Below are 16,136 nucleotides of genomic sequence, written 5' to 3' on the forward strand. Positions count from 1 at the left end.
CGCCGGAATGCTGTTTTATTACGGCCCTTCCGTCCGGAAACTAAGTCAGGGAAAACCGGGGTGCCCCTTCTTGTGTGGTTGCAAGGCCATGCCTGAGTATGACGAGCTAGCCGTTTAGAGCGGGGAGTGCAGGAATAAGGCTTGTTCTTTGCCGCTTTGCCTGACGTGCTCAAACACCTGAGCTCGTACACAATTCTGGGTATGCGCCCCAGCTGTGAGAGACGCTTTCTAATCTGTTCATGATGAAAACCACCCCATGCCAACCCTGAAAACTGCGAAGCCAACGCCTAGTGACCAGCTTGCGAAATTGCTGGGAGGTGCCGTCGTGCTGCTATTGCTGGACTATGGGCGGGATGTTCTGGTCCCCATCGTTCTGGCCATTTTTCTCGGTTTACTTGTTGCCCCGCTGATCCGCCAGCTTCGCCATTGGGGGCTGGGGCAGGTGCAGGCGGTGGCGATTTCGGTTTTTCTGCTTTTCGCTGCTGTTTCGATCACGGCGGTTGTGCTCGGATCTCAGGCCATCCGTTTGGCGAGCAGCTTGCCGCAATATGAGTCGACCATCCGCAACAAGCTCCAGACGCTGGATCGTTTGACGCTCGGCAAGCTGGATGCGTTGCTGACCCAGGCCGATCATTTGGTGAACAAGTTGTCACCAGAGCCGCCTGCCAAAACTGTTTTGCCTCCGCTGATTGCTTCGCCAGGACTGGACGGCCGTGAGCAACCGGTGAAAGTGCAGATTGCTGAGCCTCACCCCAAGCCCCTCGAGATCATTTCCAAGCTAGCCGAGCGGATTGTGCCTCCCCTTGAGACAGGGGGAATCGTCTTCATTCTGCTGGTGTTCATCCTGCTTGATTTTGATTTGATGCGCGATCGTTTGATCCGCCTTGCGGGGGGCAGCAATCTGCGCGCCACAACACAGGCGATTACGGACGCAACCGAGCGTCTGTCACGTTTCTTTGTGTCCCAGTTCGCAGTGAATGCGCTGGTGGGCAGCCTGGTCGCCGCCGGTTTGGGCTTGGCGGGGATCAGTGGTGCTTTGTTCTGGGGGGCACTCACTGCGGTGTCGCGTTTTGTGCCTTATATCGGCATCTGGTTGGCGGCAGGAGCGGCGCTGCTGATGTCAGCCGCCATGGCTGAGGGATGGGCACCCGTGGTCCATACGCTGCTCGTGTTCATGTTTGTCGAGATTGTGGTTGCACAGTTCTTCGAGCCCAAACTGTATGGCCACTCCACTGGTTTGTCGCCGCTCTCGGTGGTGATTTCAGCCATCTTCTGGAGCGCTTTGTGGGGCCCGGTCGGACTGATTCTGTCCACACCGCTGACGCTGTGTCTGGTGGTGGCGGGGCGTTACGTGCCTGCATTGAATTTTCTTGAAATTCTGCTGGGAGACCTGCCTGCACTGAGTCATGCCGAGCGTTTCTATCAGCGTGCACTCTCGGGAGATGCTCCGGAACTGGTGCGCGGGCTCAGGCAGTTTCTGAAGGACAAGCCGTTGCGCGAGTACTGCGACCAGGTTTTGCTGGGTTCGGTCAAGTTGGCCTATATCGACTTCGGTGAGCACGAAATCACCCGGGATGAGCAGGCGCACATGAACAGGGCGGTTTCTGGCTTGATTGAGGCGATGTCGCGCAAGCGTTCCTTGCGGCGGAGTTCGATCCAGGGCTCTGTACTGCGCATTACGGCACCGGATAACGGCACTCCGGACAGCTATCGCAGCCTGAATCCACGGCGGGACTGCAGCATCCTGGTGACGGATATCGGTGATCCGGTTGCCATCGTTGTTGCAAAGGCGTGCGTCAACGTGCTGCATAGCGAGGAGTTTGAGGCGCGCTATCTGAGTCATGGCGCGCTGGCCGAAATTGAGGCGGATGCCGATATTCCGCTTGTCTTCATTAGCTGTGTGGCGCCTGAAGATCATGCCCGGGCTTTGGCGCAGAGCGTTGCTGAGTTGCGTCGGCGTTTACCTGGGGCCCACCTGGTTGTCATGCGCGTACTGGAGGAGATTGAAGCACCTTTTGCGCGCCCTGCATATTCAGAATGCGGGGCGGATGCCATGGTCCGCAGCTATCAGGAAATGGTCGATACCTGCTTCCGGTGCTTGGCTCGCCAGAGCGGCGAGGCGACTGACTTGGAGGTTTGAGAGGTTTGTCAGCTGCCTGACCTGGTCGTGTCTGTACTCCGGCTCCCTTATAAAGGCTGACTCGCCGAAGGCGCTGGAGCCGATGCTGCAGACACCGGCGCGGAACCGGCTGGGAGCGGGGCGCTGCCGGGCGCAACAGGCTCGGCCGGGGCCGACTCGCTGGCCGGCGGCGCTTCTGGTGCCGAGGCCTCGGCTTGCGGGGCACTGGCCGCCGGTTCTGTAGCGGGCGCAGGGCGGGGCGGGGCGGGCGTTTCGACCGGCGTTTCGGCGCCGAAAACCGAGTCATACCATTTGTGCAACTGGCCGAGCAGGGTGTCGTCTACGGCCCTGGCGAAGCGAGCGTCGGTTTCGACGATGCGCGCACCCTGAGCGCGGGCGAAGAAATCACCGACGATGGGCAGCGCGCTGTGTGCGCCCTGGCCCCAGTAGTCGCTGCGCAGGGTGATGCGCGCGTCATTGAAGCCGACCCAGGCGCCGCCGACGAGTTGCGGGTGCATGAGGATGAACCAGCCATCGGTGTTGCCCTGGGTGGTGCCGGTCTTGCCGGCCAGATCGCCCTTTACGCCCCAGGCGCGCACGCCTGCGCCGGTGCCACGGGTAACCACGCCGCGCATGGCGTCCACCAGCGTATCCAGCGCAGCCGCGGAGATGGTGCGCTCCGGCGCGCTGGGCTGGAATTCGGCGAGCACTTTCCCGTTGCGATCTTCGATGCGTGCGACCATGTACGGCGCGCGGTAGCGGCCTTCGTCGGCAATCGTGGCGTAGGCCGAGACCATCTCGTAGAGGGTGACCGGGCTGGTTCCGAGTGCCAGCGAGGGCACTTCATCGAGCTTGCTTTCACGCACCCCCATGGCGCGCGCCAGATGCGCGACGCGGGCGGGGCCGACTTGCTGCATGACTTGCGCGGTGATGCGGTTGCGCGACAGGGCGAGGCCGGTGGCGAGCGTCATGGGTTCATTGCTGGGCGGCTCGGCGTCGTCAGGCCGCCATACTTCGTTGCCGCCAAGCGGGATTTCGACCGGTGCGTCGAGGAAACTGTCGTCCGGCTTCATGCCTTGCGCGAAGGCCGCGCCATACACGAAGGGCTTGAAGGTGGAGCCGGGCTGGCGGCGGGCCTGATGAACGTGGTCCCAGGCGTCGTCGGCAAAATCGCGGCTGCCGACCCAGGCGCGCACTGCGCCGTCGCGCGGGTCGATGGCGAGGAAGCCGGCCTGCACGCGGGTCTTGTCCTCGCGTAGCTGGCGCAGGAAGCTGGCGTCGCGGCTGAGGCGCTTCAGCACCGTTTCGGGTGCTTCACCGGCTTCGATGGCTTCCGCATACGGCTTGCATTCGCGGATCAGGGTTTCGACGATGCGGTGACCGGCGCGCCACTGACCAGCCCAGGCGTTGTCCGCAATGCCTTGCAGCTGGCGGCCGCGTTGCTCCACGGCACGTGTGGCGTATTTCTGCAGACGCGAGTCGAGTGTGGTGACGACCACGAGGCCATCGGTGTAGATGTCATAGTCATTCTTGTCGGCCCAGTCGATGAGCCAGCGCTTGAGCTGGGCGGTGAAGTGCGGGGCTTCGCCGGGCTCCACGCTCTGGCGCTCGAAATCGAGCTTGAGCGGGCGTTTGGCCAATGCTTCGTAGCGACTGGCGGAGAGCTTGTCCTGGCGCGCCATGAGCTCCAGCACGAGGTTGCGCCGCTCGCGGGCGCGCTCGGGGTTCTGTACCGGGTTGTAGTAGGCCGTACCCTTGAGCATGCCGATCAGGGTGGCGCTTTCGAGCAGATCCAGCTCACGCGCGGGTTTACCGAAGTAGGTGCGCGCGCCCATGTCGATGCCGTAGGCGTTGTAGAGGAAGGGTACTGTGTTGAGATAGGTTTCGAGGATCTGCGGTTTGGTGTACAGCGCCTCGATCTTCAGCGCAGTGATGGCTTCCTTGAGCTTGCGGTTGATGTTCTGGCGGCGGCCGATTTCCTCGGGGAAGAGGTTGCGTGCGAGCTGTTGGGTGATCGTGGAGCCGCCCTGGGTGTCGCCCTGCAAGGTGGCGAGAAAGGCACCTCCCAGCCGATAGAAGTCGATGCCGAAGTGGTCGTAGAAGCGCTTGTCTTCGGTGGCGATCAGGGCGTCGATGACGCGCGGCGAGATGGCGTCCAGCGCAACCCAGTCCCGGTTGCCGCGCTTGAAGCTGGCGAGTTCCTTGCCGTCCAGGGTGAGCACACGGGTGGGCGATTCATCGCGTGCCTTGCGGATATCCGAGATGCCTGGGGTGAAGGGGATCAGCAGCAGCGTCCACAGCAAGAGGAGCGCCGGGGGCAGGGCCAGCAGACCGAGGATCTCGCGCCACCCGGGGTGGCGCAGGCGCTGCAGCAGGCTTTGCAGCCAGGGCGGCAGCCTTGCGTGCAGCTGGGTGATCAGCGAGGTCCAGTTCAGTTCGGGCAGGCGGAGGGGCACGGCGGTTCGGGCGTTGGATCGGCCTGCGCATTATGCGCGCAAGGCGCCGCGGCAACAGTCCGCCGCTGCTGCCGGCCGGTCGTCGAGATTGGCTTGGTGCCGCGCAGCCGGCTCAGTGAGCATCACTCCCGAAGCCGCCAGCGGGCTCTTTCAGGTGCTGGCCCGAATTCGTCATATCTCCGGGGAGAGTCATCTTGCACAAGCCATTGAAGCCCTTGAAAAACTTCCTGCTCCTGGCCGCACTGCTGTTGAGCGCCGGCGCACAGGCAGCCAATACGCCTTTCGAGATCACCGACAATATGATGCCCGGCTGGAACCTGGGCAATGCGCTGGATTCCATTGGTGGTGAAACCAACTGGGGTAACCCGAAGACGACCCAGGCCATGATCGATGCGGTGGCCAAGGCGGGCTTCAAGACCGTGCGCGTGCCGGTGTCCTGGGACGATTACGCCACTGGTAGCGGCTACACGATCAGCAGCACCTGGATGAGCCGGGTGGAAGAGGTGGTGAATTACGCGCTGAAGAACAATCTGTACGTGATCATCAATGTGCATCACACGCAGAATGGCTGGCTCAACACCACCTACGCCAATGAAGCTGCAGCTAAGGATCGCCTCAGCAAGTACTGGCAGCAGATCGGCACGCGCTTCAAGGGGTATGGCGACAAGCTGATCTTCGAAACCATGAACGAGCCGCGCAATGGTGACGACTGGTGGGGCACGGCCGAGACCTTTGCAGTGATCAACAGCCTCAACAAGGCCGCACTGACGACGATCCGCGCCACCGGCGGCAACAACGCCAAGCGCCTGGTGATGCTGCCGACTTATGCGGCCTCGGCCTATGACCATCAGCTTGACGGCTACACGCTGCCCTCGGACGCGATGATTGCGGTTTCGGTGCACGGTTATCTGCCCTTTGCCTTCGCGATGGAGGTGCCGGGTACTTCGACCTTTACCGATACGGCTGCCATCGACGGGCTGTTTTCGCGGATCAATACCCGTTACGTAGCCAAGGGCATCCCGGTGGTGATGGGCGAGTGGGCCAGTACGCACAAAAGCAATCTGGCCGAGCGCATCAAGCATGCCGAGTACTACGTAAAGGCGGCCGCCAAGGCGCGCGTGCCGGCGCTGGTGTGGGACAACAATGTTTTCTACACCAACAGCGGCACGACGGATGTGATGGGCCTCCTGAACCGCTCTACGCTCAGCTGGGCTTATCCGGAGTTGATTACCTCGATCATGCGCGGTGCTTCGACCTGGACCTGGAGCAGCAGCGCCTCGTCCGCCGCCTCATCGCAGGCGGCTTCGTCGGCAGCATCCTCCAGCAAGGCCAGTTCAGCCGCCAGCGCCAGCTCGGTGGCCGCCAGCTCAGCCGCTTCCTCTAGCGCCCGGAGCGCATCCTCGGCGGCAGCAGTGTCTTCCGCCGCCTCTTCCGCTGCCGCCTCGTCGAGTGCCGCGGCGAGCAGTGCTGCCGCAGGGGGCGTGGTCGCCAGCTACACCATCAACAATGACTGGGGTAGCGGTTACTGCGCCAGTGTGACTGTGCGCAACAGCTCCGCTGCTGCAGTGGTGTGGCGCGCCAGCCTCACCGTGAGTGGTAAGGTCAGCCAGATGTGGAATGCGAGCTGGCAGCAAAGTGGCAGCACCCTGAGCTTCGCGGGCTCGGGCTGGAACAGTACGCTGGCCGCCGGGGCCAGCCTGGGCTCCATCGGTTTCTGCGCCACCCGCTGAGGCTTCATCGCCCGATCCGGAAGGCTGCCTGCGGGCGGCCTTTTTCGTGATCCGGGCTCTGACCAGACGCTGCCGTCTGGCGCTTACCCTGTTCGAATGGACAGGCGGATTTGCGCTTGGCATGTGGCGGTCATAGTCTTTCTGGCGGGAGGCGTTCCGGGGAGCTGCGTTTGTTCGCCTGGTTCAGGTCTCCCGAGCGCAGGGCTGTTTCGGCAGTCCTGTAAGAAAACCAAAGCAAGGAGACAAGCATGCAATTCAAACACCTGGCGCTGCTGGCGCTGATGGCGGGCGTTGCGCTGGATGCCAGTGCGGCCAACCGGCCCGCGGGCTACACCACGATCTGTACTGAGGGTAAAACCTGTACGGTGGCAGCCAATACGATGGTGGCCTATGGCCGCTCCGATCAATTCACCTACAAGGTGCTCTCGGGCAGCTTCGTGTGCGGCGAGGTCACTTTTGGTGCTGGCACCAAGGTGGCGGGCGGGACCAACGAGTGCTCGATCAGCAGCACAGCTTCATCCTCAAGCGTGGCCAGCAGCGCCAAGTCCAGCGCAGCCGCGAGCAGTGCTGCTGCTTCCAGCGCTGCGGTAGCCAGCAGCTCCAAGGCTTCGAGTTCGGCCGTGAGCAGCTCAAAGGCCTCCAGCGCCAGTTCGGCTGCGGCCACCAGCGCCACGGTGACGCTTTCGGCCTGGCCGGGCTGCCCAGCTTACGTGAACGTGGGGGCCGCAGATACGGTGCCGCTCACCGCGAGCATCACGGTGCCGGCAGGGACTACTTACGACGGTGGCGGCAGGCGTTTCCAGCTTTCCAACGGTGGGCAGGCCGAGGGCCAGCCGCCGGTGTTCCTGCTGGAGGAGGGGGCCTCGCTGCGCAATGCGGTGATCGGCAATCTGGCGGCGGACGGCGTGCATTGCGTGGGTAACTGCTCGGTCTACAACGTGTGGTGGGAAGACCTCGGCGAAGATGCGGCTACCGCCAAGGGGGCATCCGGCACCACCATGCGCGTGGATTGCGGCGGCGCTTTCCTCGGCACCGACAAGACCTTCCAGCACAATGGCCAGGGCACGCTCCACATCACCCGCTTCGTGGCGGACAACTGGAAGAGCAAGGGCGGCAAGTTCTACCGCTCCTGCGGCGACTGCACCGGCAACAAGGGCCCGCGTACGGTGATCATCGAGAACTCGCGCATCCACAACCACCAGACCATCGTGGGCGTGAACAGCGCTTACTCGAATGGCTCGCCGGCCGACAAGGCCACCCTGCGTAACGTGCTGCTGCTGCGCTGGAACGGCGAGATCGAGGTGTGCTCCACTTTCACGGGGGTGGAGAAGGGATCGGGCTCTTCCAGCGAGAAGGGTGCGGAGTGGAACACCAGCACCTGCAACCTCACTGCCGCCGACGTGACCGCCATCGACAAGACCGGTGGCAGCAAGAAGACTGGTATCGCCCCCGGCAATGGTCCGGATCCGGCACCGGTCAATCGTATCCAGGAAAACTGGAACTATTGATCCCCAGTCTGTAGCCCTCATCCTCAAAGCCCGCCTTTCGGCGGGCTTTTTGCTTCAAGGGCTGGGCAGGCACTGCGGCGAGATGCCGGACACGAAATATTCGACAGCCCGACTGCAAGGCGATCAGGCGCTGTCGCCTGCCGTGTCATTGCGGCGCCCGGAGCGGGCCGCAGTCGATTGCTTGTCTGCATGGACTCGATAGAAGAGCGTCGGCACGCTCTGGCCTACACTGGCGGGCCACCTTGCTGTGGAGATCCTGCCAGGCAGGGAACTTTGCCCCGTGGTGTGGGCCTGATCCCAGGCCGGAGTGCTCCGGCAAGTGATACCGCCGATTTTTTCATTGCTTGAATCTTTCCCCAGAGGAGTGCGTGACCATGAAGAACCGACCGTTTTCTGCAGGCTGGACCGTGCTGGGTGCGGCCCTGATAAGTGTGTTCCTGTCGGCCTGCGCCAGCAGCGTGCCGCGCGCGACGCCGGTGGCCGAGGGGGTGACGCGGGTGGAGCTTGGCAAGGTTGGCGTCACGATGCTGAGCGATGGCCAGGGCGCGCGCGTGCTGGACGCGAACTTCGTGCGCAATGCTTCGCTGGCCGAGGTGCAGGCCGATCTGCAGGCGGCCGGCCTGCCGACGGACAAGCTGGACGTGCCTTACAACTCGCTGGTGGTCGATGTGGGTGCGCAGCGCGTGCTCTTTGATACCGGCAACGGCGAGTTTGGCGGCGCTGGCAGTGGCAAGCTGCTGGAGAATATGAGCAAGGCGGGCATCGATCCGAAGTCGATCACGGCCGTGGTGATTTCCCACTTCCACGGCGATCACATCAATGGCCTGCGCAACAAGGCCGGCCAGGTGGTGTTCCCGAATGCGAAGATCTATGTGCCGACACCGGAATGGAACTGGTGGATGGACGAGGCACGCTACACCGCCACGCCTGAGGCCTCGCGCGGCGGTCTGAATACCGCACGGCGCGTGTTCGGGCCGCTGGCTGGCAGCGTGATCCGCTTCGAGCCGGGCAAGGAAGTGCTGCCGGGCGTGCGCTCGATTGCAGCCTTTGGCCACACGCCGGGGCATACCGTGTTCATGATCGAAGGCGGTTCGCGCAAGCTGCTGTACTGGGCCGATACCACCAATGTCTCGATGTTCGTGCGCAACCCCGAGTGGGCCGTGATGTTCGATATGGATGCCGAGGCGGCCAAGGCCACGCGGCGTCGCATTGCCGATCTGGCGATTGCCGAGAATGCACTGGTGGCGGGTTTCCACCTGACCAGCCCCGGTGTGGGAACGCTGAGCGTGCGTGGCAAGGGTTACGACTTCACGCCGCTGAAGTGATCCTGGGTTTGCGAGGACGCATGAAAAAGCCCGCCGGCTGGCGGGCTTTTTTATGGGCGAAGCTGTTTGCCCATCGTCTTGCCTGCGTGTGGTTTTTACAGTGCCGGCCAGGCGTTGCGAACCAGCATCATGAACTGATCGTGGAACCAGTGGCCGGCGTGTGGTGCATTCTGCAGCGCATCAACATTGCCGCTGCCGCACATCACGTCAAAGCGCTTGCCTTCGGAGTTGGCGCTGGTGGCGGAGCTGTCGCTGGTGCCGTCGGACTCACCCGGGCCCTTGACCCAGTAGTAGGCGTCCAGATAGCTGCGCGAAGCGTCCGGTGCAGCCTTCGGGCGCGCACCAACACCGGTGTTGCGCACATTGCACCAGTTGCCGCGATGGTTGCGCAGATCGATACGCATGTTGTCGACGTCAGCCGCGGCGGCGGTCGGGCGCAGTGCGCTGCCCCAGCCGTTGCGACCGGTGTCGATCATGAAGCCAAGGCCCGAGGGGAAGCCGGCAGCCACGAATTCGGCGCGCAGCTTGTCGACATAGCTCAGCTCGTCGACCATGTAGTTCCACTCGTAGAAGGCCGTGGTGCCACCGGTGTTGACGACATCGGCGGTGCCATTGAAGAAGGGCTCGTCCAGCGGGGTGTAGTTCGCAACGTTGGTCACGAAGCCACGGATCACCGAGAGATCACCATTCCTGATGCCGCCGACCCAGGTTTTGAAGTAGCTCACGGCACGGGCGCGGTTGTTGTCCCAGCCGAGCCAGCCGGAGTGGGCGATGTCCAGATACTGATAAACGTTGGACAGCGTTGCGAACTTGCCGACTGCATATTGCACGCCTTCGACATAGGTGTTGTTGTTCTTCACCGTGACACAGGCCGGGATCGATGCGCCTTCACCGGCATTGGTGACCAGGTTCGGCAGCGAATCCGGCTCGATCACCAGGGTGATGCGCAGGCTCTTGTACTCGCTCTTGGCGAAGATGCTGTAGAGCTTGTCGATGTACTGGGTCTTGTACTTGCTCATGCCTCCGGTCGCAGCATTCAGCTCGCCGTTGGAGGCGGCCGATGCGCAATCGCGATCCGGCAGGTCATAGACGACGAAGGTGATGGTCATCGCGCCGCCCTTGAGCTTCTGCTGCGCCAGGGCTTCCTTCAGATGGCCTTCCACGCCGAGACGGCCGCTGTTGAGGGCGCCGCCTTCAATGGCGTCGATACGGTCGATCCAGACCCCGGTGGGGAGGGACTTCATGGCCGTGGCGATGCGGGCATCGTTGGAGCCGGCGGTGAGCGTGTTCACCGATTGCTGCACGGCGGCAGCGTAGTCCGGATTGACATACATGCCGGCACCGGCGAACGGATTGCCGGTGGTGACGCCCAGGGCTGCGCTGATGCTGCTGGCCGAGGAACTGGCTGCCGCAGAAGACGTTGCACCGGCCGAAGAGCTGGCGGCTGCAGACGAGGTATTGCCGGCAGAGGAACTGGCGCCGGTGGAGGACTTGGCTGCGGACGAGGTGTTGCTGCCGGCAGAGGTATTGGCGGAGGACGTCGCCACGCTGCTCACACTGGAAGAGGGATTGCCCGCTGCGGAAGATGCGCCGGCACTGCCCGTGCTGCTGGTGTTGCCCGCCGACGAAGCGTTGCCGCTGCTGCTTCCACCGGCACTTCCACCACCGTTGCCACCGCCACCACCGCCGCACGCACTCAGAAGACCTGCGCACAGCAACATGCTCCAGGTCAGGCTGTTAAGAGACACTTTTTTCACTTGGGTTTCCTTGAAAGATATTGCTTGAATCGAGCTCGAAAAGTGTGACGTGCTTCATCCGAGAATGCTTTTGGCATCGGCTGGAAAGGCTGCTTACGGGGGGCGAACGGCTTTAAGGGTTTTTACCTGATTTGTGGTTTTTGTACGTTGTTTTGTCTGGATTTGCGGGTGTGGGAAAAGGTTCTGACAAGCCTGTCGTTTCCGGTATTTCTGGTCGCGGTCCGGGCGACTGGGCCGCGCGTGAGCAACAGGGATGACTTTCGGCCTGGGCGATCCGGTCAATTTTTGCGCGCCAAGGTCGTAAATCCTCCTTGAGGCGGTCGTGCCGGGCTTGGGGGGCGAGATGAAAGAGGTGAGGCAAGTGATGTTCGGGCTGGTCCGGTCGAACTGGTTCGTGCTGGCCGCTGCCTTGCTCGCAGCCACGCTGCTGATGCTGGCGCTCGGCTATACAGTGTTGGATTACTACCTGAGTCACGCCGAGGGGCTGGGGGGTTTCGATGGCCCCCAGGATCCGGCCAAGCTGGGCACCCTGGGCGATTTCTTCGGCGGCCTCCTCAACCCGGTGTTTGGCTTTCTCTCGGTGGTGGGCCTGCTGGTGGCGGTAGTGTTGCAGCGCGAGCAATTGCAGCAGGTCAAGCGCGAGGCGCAGGCGAGCGCACGGGCGGCAGAAAATCAGGCATTCGAAAACACCTTCTTCCAGCTCCTGCGCCTGCATCAGGAAATCCTCAATTCAGTGGAGCTGAGCGATCACGAAGGCCTGTTCAGGGGGCGGGCGGCGATCCATCGCCTGTACGGCGAGAGTTTTTCCGATTACGACTTGCTCGAGCGCTGCCAGAACTGGGACGAGCGCGAGGAGTTTCTGGCCTGGCTGAACGATTACTACGAAGACAACTACATCCGCTTCGGCCACCTCGTGGAGCACTACTATCAGAGCATCGAGAACATCGCGAGCTTCGTGCACCGCCGTGCCATCCGAAACAAGGCTTTTTACGCCCGGCTGCTGCGTGGCCAGTTCTCGCAGTACGAGTTGCTGATGATGTTCTTCCATGCGCTGCGCGACGAGGCTTTCGGCCTCAAGGAGAGCATCGAGGAGTTGTCACTGTTCGAAGGCTTGCGCCCGCAAAACCTGCCCGACTACAGCCTGCTTGCGCTGTACGAGGTACGGGCTTACGGGATCGGGCTGGTCAAATGGAGTGCCTTGCGCAGCGATGCCGCAAGCCTGCTCTCCGCGGCGAATATCCAGCGCGCCTTGAAGGCGGCAAGCGAAATGATGGAGTCCTGCCAGGAACGGTTGCTGTCGGTGCGGGCCCGGAAATTCGATCTGGCCGGTGCTGGTCAGGATCATGAAAACGAGTCGGACGAGATTGCCCGGCTGGAAGTCGAGGTCGGCCGCCTGAGCCGCCTGCACAAGGCTTTGAGCAAGCGCCGGGCAGAGCCTGAGGTTTGAGTTGTGCCCCCGGCTTGCGTGCAGGCCGGACAAAAAAAGCCCGCCGGAGTGGCGGGCTTTCTGTTGCTGGCGCTTCGAACGGCTTAGCGGCTGATCGGCTTGTAGCGGATGCGCTTGGGTTTGGCCCCTTCTTCACCCAGACGCTTCTTCTTGTCTTCTTCGTACTCGGTGTAGTTGCCGGCGAAGAAGGTCCATTGCGATTCGCCTTCACAGGCGAGGATGTGGGTGGCGATGCGGTCGAGGAACCAACGGTCGTGCGAGGTCACCAGGGCGCAGCCGGAGAACTCGAGCAGCGCGTCTTCCAGGGCGCGCAGGGTTTCCACGTCCAGATCGTTTGAGGGCTCATCGAGCAGTAGCACGTTGCCGCCTTCGACCAGGGTTTTCGCCAGATGCAGACGACCGCGCTCACCACCGGAGAGATTGCCGACGATCTTGGCCTGATCGCCGCCCTTGAAGTTGAAGCGGCCGATGTACGCGCGGCTGGGCATTTCGAACTTGCCGACGGTGAGGATGTCAGCGCCGTCTGCAATCGCTTCGAACACGGTCTTGCTGCCGTCGAGACCTTCGCGGGTCTGATTGACCGCAGCGATCTTCACGGTGGAGCCGATTTCGATTTCGCCGGAATCCGGTTTTTCCATGCCCTGGATCATGCGGAACAGGGTCGACTTACCGGCGCCGTTGGGGCCGATCACGCCGACGATGGCGCCGGGCGGAACGTTGAAGCTGAGGTTGTCGATCAGCAGACGATCACCAAAGCCCTTGGACACGCCCTTGAATTCAATCACCTGATTACCCAGGCGCTCGCCCGGCGGGATGAAGATTTCGTGGGTTTCGTTGCGCTTCTGGTATTCGACCGCGCTCATTTCCTCGTAGCGGGCGAGACGCGCCTTGCTCTTGGACTGGCGAGCCTTGGCGCCCTGGCGCACCCATTCCAGCTCTTCCTTCATGGCCTTGCGGTGAGCGTCTTCCTGCTTCTGTTCGTTAGCAAGGCGCGCGCCTTTCTGCTCCAGCCAGCTGGAGTAGTTGCCCTTCCAGGGGATGCCTTCGCCGCGGTCGAGTTCGAGAATCCATTCGGCGGCGTTGTCGAGGAAGTAGCGATCGTGGGTCACAGCGACCACGGTGCCGGGGAAGCGCACCAGGAACTGCTCCAGCCATTCGACGGATTCGGCGTCGAGGTGGTTGGTCGGCTCATCGAGCAGCAGCATGTCCGGCTTGGAAAGCAGCAGCTTGCACAGCGCCACGCGGCGCTTTTCACCGCCGGACAGCGGCCCAATTTTCGCGTCCCAGGGCGGAATGCGCAGCGCGTCGGCGGCGATTTCGAGCTGGGTTTCGACGTCCGCACCGCTGGTGGAGATGATGTTCTCGTACTTGGCCTGCAATTCGGCGAGCTTGTCGAAGTCGGCATCCGGCTCGGCGTAGGCGGCGTACACCTCTTCGAGCTTCTGCTTGGCTTCCATGACTTCGCCCAGCGCGGATTCAACTTCCTCGCGCACGGTCTTGTTCGGGTCCAGCTCCGGCTCCTGCGGCAGGTAGCCGATGCTCATGTTCGGCTGCCACTGCACTTCGCCGTCATATTCCTTGTCAGCGCCGGCCATGATGCGCAGCACGGTGGATTTGCCCGAGCCGTTGAGGCCCAGCAGGCCGATCTTGGCGCCGGGGAAGAAGGAGAGGGAAATATCCTTGATGATCTGACGCTTGGGCGGAACAACCTTGTTCACGCGCAGCATTGACATGACGTATTGAGCCATTTTTTGCCTTTAAGGGACTTCCCAGAACCGCTTCCAGCCTTGTCGCGCCTCCTTGCCGTACTACTTGTACTGTCGCTGTGGGCGACGCCTGGCTGGAAGCGGTTCTGGAAAGTCCTTGTTCATGGGGATTGGAAAAACGTAAGGATACCTTGAGGCTGTGCGTCGGGGCATGACGAAACAGGGGTGCCGCGCGAAAGGCGGGGCTGGGTGGGTCTTCCCTTATTCTGGTGTGGGCCGTCAAGTTTTCCCTGCCATCGTCCGATATCTCTGCTTGGGCTTGAAAGCCGGAGGAGTACAGCATGCAGGGCAAGGGCGTGTGGGTGACATTCGGCATTTTTCTGGCCCTGCTGGCTAGCTTGGCGGGCTCTTTGGCGAACGGCGCGCCGGCTTGGCGTTTTGCGCTTGCCGGACTGGTGGTGGGGGTGGTGGGCGCCTGGGGCGCGCAGCGCTTTTCGCGCCGCCTGGGGCGCAGCGATGCGATTGCCTCCGCGCTAGCCGGGATGAGCGCCGATGGTGATCTGACGCGGCGCGTGGACGAGGGTGAGGGGGATTCCGGGCGGGCCGCTGCGGCGGTGAATCGCTTCGTTGCAGGCATGCAGGGGATGCTGGGCAAGATCGTGCAGGATGCGCAGCGGGTCAGCGAGTCCTGCCTGGTGCTCCAGCAGGAAACAGACGGTGTGCTGGCGGCAGGGGCTACGCAGTCCGCCGCGGCGCAATCGGCCGGCGCGGCTATCGTGCGCATGCGCGAGCAGACGCTGGCCGCCAGTGCAGAAGTGGGCGAGGCGGGAGAGCTGGCGATGAAGGCCTGTGCGCTGGCCGAGGAGGGCGACCGCACGGTGCGTGAAGCACAGCTACAGATCCAGTCGCTGGCCCAGTCGGCGGTGCATTCTGCGCAGCGTGTGACGCACCTGGGCGATCTGAGCCAGGAGATCGCCCGCATGATCGCCGAGATTCACGAGATCGCGGATCAGACCAATCTGCTGGCCCTCAATGCGGCCATCGAGGCGGCACGCGCCGGTGAGCAGGGGCGTGGCTTTGCGGTGGTGGCCGATGAGGTGCGCAAACTGGCCGAACGCACGACGCGGGTGACGGCCGACATTACCGGCATCACCGATGGCATGCGTGCCGACACGGCCGAGGCCATTGCGGTCATCACCCAGAGCAGTGATCAGGCGCGGGACGGGGCGCAGTGTGCCCAGCGCGCAGCGGAGGCACTGTCGGCCATCTTCGTGGGGGCGCAACGGACCCGCGATCAGGTGCAGCGCATCGTGCATGACATGGGCTCGCAGGTGTCGGCTTGCCAGGCTCTGGAGGCAGAGGCGCAGCAGATCGTTCGCCTGGCGCAGGAGAACGAACGGCGGGTTGGCGTGGCGGCGACGCATCGGCGCATGCTTGAGCAACTGGCGGCGAGCATGCGCGAGGTGGAAGAGGTCTACAAGATCGGTGCGGAAGGCGAAGTTGCAATGCGTGAGCATCGCGAAACGCCGGAAGTGGCGCGCGAGGCAGCGCGGCAGATCGGGGCGGCACTGGAGCGTGCCCTTGCGGACAAGCGCATCAGCCTCGATCAGCTCTTCGACGAGCAATACCTGCCCATTCAAGGCACCGATCCGCAGAAGTTCCACACCGCCTTCGACACGCTGACGGACGAGATCTTCCCGGCGATCCAGGAACCCTTGCTGGAGCGCTATCCACACATCGTGTATGCCGGTGCGGTGGATAGGCGCGGCTACTTCCCGACGCACAACAAGCGCTTTAGCCAGGCCCTGACCGGCGACCGCGTGCGCGACATGGTCAATAACCGCACCAAGCGCATTTTCAGTGATCGTGTTGGCAGCCGTTGCGGTGCGCACGAACTGGATTTCCTGACACAGACTTACCGGCGCGATACGGGCGAGGTGATGTACGACATTTCTGCGCCCATCTACGTGGCGGGCCGCCACTGGGGCGGCTTCCGTATTGGCTTCCGCGCCCACGGGATGAGCAAGTGATGATGGCCTGATTGGCGGTTTGCCCAGGTCTTTGCGGCAGGCTTAGCAAGCTTGCACT

General features: G+C 62.8%; 9 protein-coding genes. 6 read left to right on the forward strand and 3 right to left on the reverse strand.

Features of this window, described 5'->3' with window-relative positions; translation table 11 throughout:
- Positions 1 to 256 precede the first annotated feature (256 nt).
- Positions 257 to 2,140, forward strand: a complete 1,884-nt coding sequence (locus tag HJ583_RS05395) for an AI-2E family transporter (RefSeq protein WP_170020947.1) — start codon at positions 257 to 259, stop codon at positions 2,138 to 2,140.
- A 47-nt stretch (positions 2,141 to 2,187) separates the two neighbouring features.
- Here HJ583_RS05395 and HJ583_RS05400 read toward each other — a convergent pair whose 3' ends face one another.
- Positions 2,188 to 4,575 carry a penicillin-binding protein 1A gene (locus HJ583_RS05400; protein WP_170020948.1) on the reverse strand — a complete coding sequence of 796 codons (2,388 nt, stop codon included), beginning with the start codon at positions 4,573 to 4,575 and terminating at the stop codon, positions 2,188 to 2,190.
- Between the two features lie 194 nt (positions 4,576 to 4,769).
- Here HJ583_RS05400 and HJ583_RS05405 point away from each other — a divergent pair, with 194 nt between their 5' ends.
- The 3 genes from HJ583_RS05405 (at position 4,770) to HJ583_RS05415 (ending at position 9,138) form a co-directional block, all read left to right on the forward strand.
- The gene (locus tag HJ583_RS05405; RefSeq protein ID WP_170020949.1) at positions 4,770 to 6,305 is read left to right on the forward strand and encodes a cellulase family glycosylhydrolase; all 1,536 of its coding nucleotides are present in this window, start codon (positions 4,770 to 4,772) and stop codon (positions 6,303 to 6,305) included.
- Positions 6,306 to 6,553: 248 nt separating this feature from the next.
- Positions 6,554 to 7,813 carry a pectate lyase gene (locus HJ583_RS05410; RefSeq protein ID WP_170020950.1) on the forward strand — a complete coding sequence of 420 codons (1,260 nt, stop codon included), beginning with the start codon at positions 6,554 to 6,556 and terminating at the stop codon, positions 7,811 to 7,813.
- Positions 7,814 to 8,187: 374 nt separating this feature from the next.
- Positions 8,188 to 9,138: an MBL fold metallo-hydrolase gene (locus HJ583_RS05415; RefSeq protein ID WP_170020951.1), complete on the forward strand. Its 951-nt coding sequence runs from the start codon at positions 8,188 to 8,190 to the stop codon at positions 9,136 to 9,138.
- Between the two features lie 95 nt (positions 9,139 to 9,233).
- On the opposite strand, the gene HJ583_RS05420 is transcribed toward HJ583_RS05415, so the two are convergent.
- Positions 9,234 to 10,895 (reverse strand): glycoside hydrolase family 6 protein, encoded by a 1,662-nt coding sequence (locus tag HJ583_RS05420; RefSeq protein ID WP_170020952.1) that lies wholly within the window; start codon positions 10,893 to 10,895, stop codon positions 9,234 to 9,236.
- Between the two features lie 364 nt (positions 10,896 to 11,259).
- Between HJ583_RS05420 and HJ583_RS05425 the strand changes: the two genes are divergently transcribed.
- A complete protein-coding gene (locus tag HJ583_RS05425; protein ID WP_170020953.1) occupies positions 11,260 to 12,342 on the forward strand; it encodes a putative phage abortive infection protein in 1,083 nt (360 codons plus the stop codon).
- An 83-nt stretch (positions 12,343 to 12,425) separates the two neighbouring features.
- Here the strand turns inward: HJ583_RS05425 and ettA are convergent, their stop codons facing one another.
- Positions 12,426 to 14,090 (reverse strand): energy-dependent translational throttle protein EttA, encoded by a 1,665-nt coding sequence (ettA, locus tag HJ583_RS05430; RefSeq protein ID WP_170020954.1) that lies wholly within the window; start codon positions 14,088 to 14,090, stop codon positions 12,426 to 12,428.
- Between the two features lie 299 nt (positions 14,091 to 14,389).
- Between ettA and HJ583_RS18930 the strand changes: the two genes are divergently transcribed.
- Positions 14,390 to 16,078: a methyl-accepting chemotaxis protein gene (locus HJ583_RS18930; RefSeq protein WP_217423263.1), complete on the forward strand. Its 1,689-nt coding sequence runs from the start codon at positions 14,390 to 14,392 to the stop codon at positions 16,076 to 16,078.
- Positions 16,079 to 16,136: the final 58 nt, after the last annotated feature.

It is taken from the genome of Uliginosibacterium aquaticum, assembly GCF_012972705.2.
Taxonomy (GTDB): Bacteria; Pseudomonadota; Gammaproteobacteria; order Burkholderiales; family Rhodocyclaceae; genus Uliginosibacterium; species Uliginosibacterium aquaticum.

Excerpts from the sequence above, each read along its gene's own strand:
- HJ583_RS05395 (WP_170020947.1), top strand. The coding sequence starts at position 257 with ATGCCAACCCTGAAAACTGCGAAGCCAACGCCTAGTGACCAGCTTGCG.
- HJ583_RS05410 (WP_170020950.1), top strand. The coding sequence starts at position 6,554 with ATGCAATTCAAACACCTGGCGCTGCTGGCGCTGATGGCGGGCGTTGCG.
- HJ583_RS05415 (WP_170020951.1), top strand. The coding sequence starts at position 8,188 with ATGAAGAACCGACCGTTTTCTGCAGGCTGGACCGTGCTGGGTGCGGCC.
- HJ583_RS05425 (WP_170020953.1), top strand. The coding sequence starts at position 11,260 with ATGTTCGGGCTGGTCCGGTCGAACTGGTTCGTGCTGGCCGCTGCCTTG.
- ettA (WP_170020954.1), bottom strand. The coding sequence starts at position 14,090 with ATGGCTCAATACGTCATGTCAATGCTGCGCGTGAACAAGGTTGTTCCG.
- HJ583_RS18930 (WP_217423263.1), top strand. The coding sequence starts at position 14,390 with ATGCAGGGCAAGGGCGTGTGGGTGACATTCGGCATTTTTCTGGCCCTG.